This window comes from Aminobacter sp. P4_H6_2, assembly GCF_056400805.1.
In genome coordinates this window covers 1-2,387 of sequence record NZ_JBFUKO010000750.1, presented here as the reverse complement: position 1 = coordinate 2,387, position 2,387 = coordinate 1, and the positions used below count along the sequence as shown (strand labels likewise).

The following is a 2,387-nucleotide window of genomic DNA, read 5'->3' as shown; positions in this document are numbered from 1 at the left end:
CCGTGCGCTCTTCCAGATGAAGGATGCGGTCTCTTTCGCGCTTTCGCCACCGCCGATCCAGGGCCTTGGCACGTCCAACGGTTTCAGCTTCCGTCTACAGGATCGGTCGGGCCGTGGCCAGGTCGCCCTCGCCGCCGCCCGCGACCAGCTGCTCGCGGCTGCGGCAAAGAGTGAGGTCATCACCGGCGTGCGGGTTGAAGGCATGCCCGACGCAGCCCAGGTCAATCTCCTGATCGACCGCGAAAAGGCGAACACGTTCGGCGTTACCTTCGCCGATATCAATTCGACGATATCGGCCAATCTGGGCTCCGCTTACGTCAACGATTTCCCGAACGCCGGCAGGATGCAGCGGGTGACTGTGCAATCCGATTCCGGGCGCCGCATGCAGACCGAAGACCTGCTGAACCTCAACGTAYGAAACGCCAATGGCGGCATGGTGCCGCTGTCCTCTTTCGCCAGCGTTGAATGGCAAAAGGGAGCGGCCCAGGTCGTTGGGTACAACGGCTATCCTTCCGTGCGCATCAGCGGCCAGTCGGCACCTGGCCACTCATCGGGAGCTGCGATCGAGGAAATGGAGCGCCTGGTGAGTGAATTGCCAGCTGGCTTTGGTTATGAATGGACAGGTCAATCGCTCCAGGAAATCCAGTCCGGCTCGCAGGCTCCTGCTCTGATCGCGCTCAGCATCGTGTTTGTGTTCTTGCTGTTGGCAGCACTTTACGAGAGTTGGGCCATACCGGTTTCCGTGATCCTGGTGGTGCCGCTGGGCGTTCTAGGCTCGGTGCTAGCGGTGATGTATATGGGCATGCCGAACGACGTCTATTTCAAGGTCGGCCTGATCGCGATCATTGGGCTCTCCGCCAAGAATGCGATCCTGATCATCGAGTTCGCCAGGGACTTGCGCAAGGAGGGAATGTCGCTCATCGACGCGACGGTCGAGGCGGCCAAGCTCCGCTTCCGGCCGATCATCATGACGTCGCTGGCCTTCAGTCTGGGTGTTGTGCCGTTGGCCATCGCCACAGGCGCGAGCGCCGCCAGCCAGAACGCCATCGGCACCGGCGTGCTGGGCGGGATGATCTCAGCAACGATCCTTGCTGTCTTCTTCGTGCCGGTCTTCTTCGTCTTCATCATGAAGATGTTCGGGCGCAATAAACCTGAACAGCAGGCAAGCGCGGATGCGCCCGAGGGAACGCGGGTTCCGGCCGAATGAATGGTCTCGATGGAGGGGCGGCCRCAGCCCGGCCTGCCCCGCCGCGAGGATGCGGGCCTAAGGAGCGCTTGTTCCGCGCGGCYATTCATGTCGCGCTAGAAAATGGCTTTGGCAAAGTCACGCTGGATGCGGTTGCTCGACAGGCGGGCGTCAGCAAAGGCGGGCTGCTTCATCACTTCGCATCCAAGAAGGACTTGATCCGGGCGATGCTGAAACATTATGCCGATACGGCAACTGACCGGCATCTCGTGGATATCGACGTAGATCCCCTCGCCGTAGCCGCACTCGTCGCCGCTGCGGAAGACACGCTGCTGCTCGAGACGATCAGCTCAAAGTTCGATGTTGAAGGAGCCGAACCATCCGGTTCGGAGCAGCGAGCGGCACGGCTGGTTGTGGCAAGCGGGTTTGCCAACCGGCTTTGCCTGCGTGACTTTAGAGGCGACCGGGCCAGCGAATGTGGAAGCTAGTTGCCTGGACAGGCTTTGGGCAGAAGATAGCAGAGCGATAGGAAGCACCCGGACCCACTTGAACAAGCGAGTCCGAACGGCTTCAGACCGTTGGTTGCAGCCTGATGACTGTATACCACAGGGGCGCCCCGTGGGATCAGTCCATCGATCTGAGCGCCATCCTTAGCTTCCATCTGCTGCAGGGCACCCCTGGTTCCGTGCCTTCCCGCATCTGGAACATCGGCGGTAGCGGCGCGCGCGTCGGCAAATGGTGGAAAACCGCTGCGCGGCGTCTGAACCAGAAGCTTTCCTGTGTTTCTTCCACGCGAGATGAAGCTTTCCACTCGCCGAACGGCAGCACACTTCGATGCCATTCACTGGCGTAAATCCGAGCGGCGCCCCGCTGGCGATCAGTGCTGTCAGGTGCTCGCAGAGCGCTCCAACCTCCTTTTCAAGTGGCTTCGACAAAGACCTCTTGACAGCCGGCGTGAGTCAGCGGCTTTATTGTAAAGCGGTTTAGTAAAGCGATTTACAAACGTAGGGAGCGAGACAGGGTGGGCAGGGAGAAGGTTACAAGCCTGAAGGATGTCGCGGGTGTTGCGGGTGTTTCCGTAACCACCGTTTCGCGGCTCCTGAACGGTTCGCTTGACTTGACGCATGAAACCAAGAAGCGCATCGAAGATGCGATCCGCGATCTCAACTACCAGCCGAACCCGCATGCACGACGCTTAAGC

General features: G+C 60.3%; 3 protein-coding genes. All 3 read left to right on the top strand.

The window, feature by feature from the left end:
• Positions 1-1,207 (top strand): efflux RND transporter permease subunit (locus AC1DUU_RS29620; RefSeq protein WP_476786889.1); only part of this gene is annotated, 1,207 nt, incomplete at its 5' end.
• 68 nt (positions 1,208-1,275) lie between these two features.
• Positions 1,276-1,674 carry a TetR/AcrR family transcriptional regulator gene (locus AC1DUU_RS29615; RefSeq protein ID WP_476786888.1) on the top strand — a complete coding sequence of 133 codons (399 nt, stop codon included), beginning with the start codon at positions 1,276-1,278 and terminating at the stop codon, positions 1,672-1,674.
• A gap of 533 nt (positions 1,675-2,207) precedes the next feature.
• Positions 2,208-2,387: LacI family DNA-binding transcriptional regulator (locus AC1DUU_RS29610; RefSeq protein ID WP_476786887.1), on the top strand; the 180-nt coding region annotated here is incomplete at its 3' end.